Source organism: Nitrospina gracilis 3/211, from assembly GCF_000341545.2.
Classification (GTDB): domain Bacteria; phylum Nitrospinota; class Nitrospinia; order Nitrospinales; family Nitrospinaceae; genus Nitrospina; species Nitrospina gracilis.
Window position 1 is genome coordinate 2,944,225 of the sequence record NZ_HG422173.1, and the last position, 5,359, is coordinate 2,949,583.

Here is a 5,359-nt window from a genome sequence, read left to right on the forward strand (position 1 = left end):
GCCGCGGCCTACCTTGCAGGAGTGGATCCCGCCGCCATGCCGGCGACGCTCCGCGAGTTCGAAGGCCTGCCGCACCGGCTCGAATGGGTGCGTACGGTCAACGGCGTCGATTTCTTCAACGACTCGAAGGGCACGAACATCGGCGCGGTGGAAAAGTCGATCAACAGCTTCGACCGCCCGGTGATCCTGATTGCCGGAGGCAAAGACAAGGGGGGCGACTTCTCCGCCCTCAAGGAAATCTTTCTTGGAAGGATCAAGTATCTGGTACTCATCGGAGAGGCCCGATCAAAGATAGAGGCGGTGCTGAACGGGTCGTTTGGCCACGAGGCGGCTCAAAGCATGGACGCCGCGGTACAGGTCGCCTACACCCATGCGGAACCGGGGGATGTGGTTCTGCTGTCCCCGGCCTGTGCCAGTTTCGACATGTTCCGCGATTATGCGGACCGGGGTGAACGCTTCCGCGAATGCGTTCAACGTTTGTGAAAGAAGCGGCGGATTTCATGCGGTTTCCGCCTGAGGATTTGGTTTATGACCCAGAAAAACTCACAACCGGGATGCGACCGCATTTTGGCCTTCGCCGTCGCCCTGCTCGTGCTCATAGGCATCGTCATGGTATTCAGCTCGAGTGCGGTGTATGCAATGGAAGAATACCAGGACTCCTGGTTTTTCCTGAAACGTCATCTGCTGTGGGTCCTGATTGGAACGGTCATGCTGTTTGCGGCGAAATCCGTGGACTACCACAAGCTGGACGGTGCAACTTATCCCGTAATGGCCGCCACCGTATTCCTGCTCATCGCGGTGATGATGCCGGAGATGAGCAAGGAAGTCGGCGGCGCCCGGCGCTGGCTGGTGCTGGGCGGCTTTTCGTTCCAGCCGTCGGAGCTGGCCAAGTTCGCCGTCATCCTGTTCATGGCCAAATCCCTGGTCAAGCGGGCCGACAAGCTGGGCAACTTCGCTTACGGGTTTCTGCCGAACCTCATCGTGCTTGGCATTTTTTTCATGTTGATTCTCCTGCAACCGGATTTCGGCACAGCGCTCATCATCTCGATTGTCTGCTTCACCATGCTCTACATCGCAGGCGTGAAAAAGAATTACCTGATCTACTCCGTCATAGCCGCCGCGCCGTTCCTCATCTCGGCGGTGTTGAGCGCGGAGTACCGCAAGCGCCGCCTGTTGTCGTTTCTCGATCCGTGGGCGGACCCGTCGGACACCGGCTTCCAGGCAGTGCAGTCGTTCCTCGCCTTCGGACGTGGCGGCATATGGGGACTGGGCCTGGGCGACAGCAGGCAAAAGTTGTTTTACCTGCCGGAAGCACACACCGATTTCATCTTCTCCGTCGTCGGGGAAGAACTGGGATTCATCGGCACCATGGGCATCCTCGCGCTGTTCATGCTGGTGCTGTGGCGCGGCTTCAAGATCGCGTACCACGCAAAAGACATCTACGGCACGCACCTGGCCACCGGGCTCACCTTGCTGGTCGCCATTCAGGCGTTCACCAACATGGGTGTGGCCGTGGGTCTTCTGCCGACAAAAGGATTGACGCTCCCGTTCATCAGCCTGGGCGGGTCGTCGTTGTTGATCACCATGCTGGGCATGGGGGTTTTGTTGAACATATCGGAGCAGACGGTCCGACGTTGATGCGAACACGATGGCGAACTACGTCGTCATAGCCGGAGGCGGAACCGGGGGACACCTGTACCCCGGCATCGCGCTGGCCAGAGCTTTGAAAGCCATGGACGAGAACATCGAAATCACTTTTGTCGGCACGAAACGCGGCCTGGAAGCGCGCGTCCTGCCGCGCGAAGGCCTGCCACTAAAAACCATTCTGTCCGGCGGTCTCTTGGGCAAAAAGGGGCTGGGACGCTGGACGTCGTGGTGCAAACTGCCGGTGGGCCTGGCTCAGTCGATGTGTTTTCTCATCCGCAAGAGGCCGAATCTCGTCGTCGGCGTCGGCGGTTATGTGTCGGGTCCGGTGGCGGTGGCGGCATGGATGCTCCGCATCCCCATACTCGTGCACGAACAGAACACCGTGCCCGGCGTCACCAACCGGCTGATTGGCAAGATCGCAAGCAAGGTCGCGGTATCGTTCGAGCAGTCGCGGGACTATTTTCCCGCCAACAAGGTGGTGGAGACGGGCAACATGATCCGCGAAGAATTCTGCAAGGAAGAAGAGCCGGTGGCGTGGAAGCCGGGTCAGCCTTTCCACCTGCTCATTCTCGGCGGAAGCCAGGGCGCGCAGTCGATCAACGCGGCGATGCTGGAAGCGCTGGAACATCTCGAAAACGTGAAAGACGATATCCGCATCGTGCACCAGACTGGAGAAAAAGACGAAGCGCTGGTGCGGCAACGCTACGAGCAGGCGGGTTTCACCGCGCGCGCCGAGGCATTCATTTACGACATGGAAGAGCAGTACCGCCAAGCATCGCTTGTCATCTGCCGCGCCGGGGCGACGACCCTGGCGGAGGTGACGGCGACGGGCAAGGTTTCGGTGCTCGTCCCCTTTCCTTTCGCGGCGCACAATCATCAGGAACACAACGCGCGTGTGCTGGAAGCGGCGGACGCGGCCGAGGTCATCCTCGACCGCAACATCAACGGACACAAGCTGGCTCAATCCATCCTCGACGCGATGCAGAATCCGGACAGGCTGGAAGAGCGGGCAAAGAACAGTTACCGGCTGGGACGACGCGACGCGACGAACCGCGTGCGCGACCTGTGCCGTCAATTGATGGGTGCGGCGATTTAATACCGCCCCTTTTTTACAGGAAGGATCATGCGACCCCATGTTTCTGGGAAAAACGCGGCGCATTCATTTCATCGGTATCGGAGGAGCCGGCATGAGCGGCATTGCTGAAGTGCTGATCAACCAGGGTTACGACGTGACGGGCTCCGACCTCACGCGCTCCGCCGTCACCGAACACCTGGAGAAGGCGGGCGCGACGATCCATTACGGACACGCGGCGGAGAACGTCGCCGACTGCCAGGTGGTGGTCACCTCCAGCGCGGTGAAAGCGGACAACGTGGAAGTGAAGGCGGCGCGGGAGCAGTCCATCCCCGTCATCCGCCGGGCGGAGATGCTGGCGGAACTCATGCGCATGAAGTACGGCATCGCCATCGCCGGCACACACGGCAAAACCACCACCACTTCGCTGGTGGGTACCCTCCTTGCGGGCGGGGGACTCGACCCGACGGTGGTCATCGGCGGCAAGCTCAAAAGCGTGGGCAGTCACGCGCAGCTGGGACAAAGCGAGTTCCTGGTCGCGGAAGCGGACGAAAGCGACGGTTCGTTCCTGAAACTCATGCCGACGGTGGTCGTGGTCACCACCCTCGATGAAGAACACATGGAGTACTACGGCACGCTCGACACCATGAAGGAAGCGTTTCTGAATTTCATCAACAAGGTTCCGTTCTACGGCACCGCGGTGCTGTGCCTCGATGAAGTCAACATTCAGTCGCTGATTCCGCACGTGGAGAAACGCGCCATCACTTACGGGTTGACAAGCCAGGCCGACTACACCGCGCGAAACATCCGCTTCAAGGGACTCGACACCTGGTTCGACGTGTTCCACCACGGCAAACCGCTGGGCACCCTGCATTCGGTTGCCCCCGGACGCCACAACGTGCTGAACACGCTGGCGGCGGTGGCTGTTGCAATGGAACTCAACCTCACGTTCGACACCATCGCCGACGCGCTGAAACAGTTCCGCGGCGTGCAGAGGCGTTTCGAGATCACCCACGACACCGAACCGCTGGTGGTGGTGGACGACTACGGCCATCACCCGGTGGAAATCCAGGCCACCCTGCGCACGGTGCGCGAGGTCTGGCCGGAGCGCCGCATGGTGGTGGTGTTCCAGCCGCACCGCTATTCGCGCACGCGGTCGCTCATGCAGGAGTTCTGGTCGTCGTTTCACAACGCCGACTGCGTGATCGTCAACGATATCTACGCCGCAGGCGAAGACCCTGTCGCAGGGGTGACTGCCGGACGCATGGTCGAGGGCATCAAGAACTTCGGCCACAAGCACGCGGAATACATTGCAGACCGTAAAACCACCCAGGACCGTTTGACCCAACTCCTCCAGCCCGGCGACGTGCTCCTCACGCTGGGCGCGGGAAACATCTGGGAACTCGGACGCGAACTGATCGCCAACCTTCCCGCCCGGCTCCGCGGCGGAGATGCAGGAAAGGACCCCTCTTCATGCTGAACGATCCCTGGAAATCCAGACTCATCCGTTACGCCCACATGAACCATGGACACAGCGTGCACTTCTCCACCGTCACCGATGTGCCCAAAACCATCCTCGGCAAAAAATTTTACAAGAGAAACGCCATGACCCGTTCCATGAAATGGCTGGATACCCTTCAGGGAGAAGTGCGGCAGAACGAACTGATGTCCCGGCACACGTCTCTTTGCGTGGGGGGCCGGCCGACTACTTCATCGTCCCCAAAAACATCGAAGACATCAAAAACATATTGAGGAACCGCGGCGATCTGCCCGTGTTCGTGCTGGGAGAAGGCACCAACCTGCTGGTGGCCGACCGCGGCATCCCAGGCATCGTGCTCTCGGTCAAGGAAATGTTCAAGATCATCCAGACGCCGGTGTTCTCGCGCCTCACCAGCGGCGAAGAAGTCGCTTCCGTGCGTGTCGGTGCAGGCACCAAGATGTCGTATCTCGTCAAGTACCTCGCCAAGTACTCGCTGACCGGCATCGAGGACCTCGTGGGCATTCCGGGATCTCTGGGCGGCGCGGTGGTGATGAACGCCGGGGCCGACGGCACCGAAATCGGCGACGTCATCCGCAACGTCACGCGCATCAATGACGACGGCGAAGTCGAAACGCTGAGCCGCGACGAGTTGACGTTCCGGTACCGAAAAACGATTTTCCCCACGCCGGGCGGCATCGTCATCGAAGCCGAATTGAAACTGAAAAAGGGCGATCACCTGGAAATCCAGAAAGCCATCGACGCTCACCTCGACCGCAGGCGGCAGAAGCAACCCCTCACCCTGCCGAACTCCGGCTCCGTGTTCAAGAACCCGGAAGGTGATACCGCGGGCCGCCTGATCGAGGAAGCGGGGCTGAAAGGATTCAGCATCGGCGGCGCGGCGGTGTCGATCAAGCACGCCAACTTCATCGTCAACCAGGGAGAGGCGACAGCACACGACATCCGCGAGATCATCGAAACCGTGCAGAAGGTGGTGAAGGAAAAAACCGGCATCGATCTCGAAACCGAGGTCGTGCTCGCCGGCGAATGGGATTGAATTGAAACGCGGACGCAGGAAGGGGCGTTCGCCTGAACAAACGAATATGGTCCGCAAAACAAAGGTACCCCTCCTTCCTTTGCCCCGAACTTTGGCCGGTTCGGGG

Annotated in this window: 5 protein-coding genes and 1 pseudogene; all 6 read left to right on the forward strand. The window is 60.2% G+C overall.

The genetic code is table 11. The annotated features are described in order from the left end of the window. Positions 1-36: 36 nt before the first annotated feature. A pseudogene (locus TX82_RS14105) lies at positions 37-399 on the forward strand (glutamate ligase domain-containing protein); the annotation flags it as partial. 129 nt (positions 400-528) lie between these two features. Beyond that, entirely contained in the window at positions 529-1,638 is a 1,110-nt protein-coding gene (ftsW, locus tag TX82_RS14110) for a putative lipid II flippase FtsW (protein WP_005005712.1), read from the forward strand. A 10-nt stretch (positions 1,639-1,648) separates the two neighbouring features. Beyond that, positions 1,649-2,743 (forward strand): undecaprenyldiphospho-muramoylpentapeptide beta-N-acetylglucosaminyltransferase, encoded by a 1,095-nt coding sequence (gene murG / locus TX82_RS14115; protein WP_005005713.1) that lies wholly within the window; start codon positions 1,649-1,651, stop codon positions 2,741-2,743. Positions 2,744-2,780: 37 nt separating this feature from the next. Then, positions 2,781-4,199 carry a UDP-N-acetylmuramate--L-alanine ligase gene (murC, locus tag TX82_RS14120; RefSeq protein ID WP_005005714.1) on the forward strand — a complete coding sequence of 473 codons (1,419 nt, stop codon included), beginning with the start codon at positions 2,781-2,783 and terminating at the stop codon, positions 4,197-4,199. Continuing rightward, positions 4,193-4,471, forward strand: a complete 279-nt coding sequence (locus tag TX82_RS16425; RefSeq protein WP_005005716.1) for a hypothetical protein — start codon at positions 4,193-4,195, stop codon at positions 4,469-4,471. The genes murC and TX82_RS16425 overlap by 7 nt, the downstream gene beginning before the upstream one ends. After that, positions 4,405-5,253: a UDP-N-acetylmuramate dehydrogenase gene (murB, locus tag TX82_RS14125; RefSeq protein WP_005005717.1), complete on the forward strand. Its 849-nt coding sequence runs from the start codon at positions 4,405-4,407 to the stop codon at positions 5,251-5,253. Before TX82_RS16425 ends, murB begins: the two co-directional genes overlap by 67 nt. Positions 5,254-5,359 lie beyond the last annotated feature (106 nt).

What these genes read in the sequence shown, in the direction of transcription:
- ftsW (WP_005005712.1), top strand. Translation starts at nt 529, where the DNA reads ATGACCCAGAAAAACTCACAACCGGGATGCGACCGCATTTTGGCCTTC.
- murG (WP_005005713.1), top strand. Translation starts at nt 1,649, where the DNA reads ATGGCGAACTACGTCGTCATAGCCGGAGGCGGAACCGGGGGACACCTG.
- murC (WP_005005714.1), top strand. Translation starts at nt 2,781, where the DNA reads ATGTTTCTGGGAAAAACGCGGCGCATTCATTTCATCGGTATCGGAGGA.
- TX82_RS16425 (WP_005005716.1), top strand. Translation starts at nt 4,193, where the DNA reads ATGCTGAACGATCCCTGGAAATCCAGACTCATCCGTTACGCCCACATG.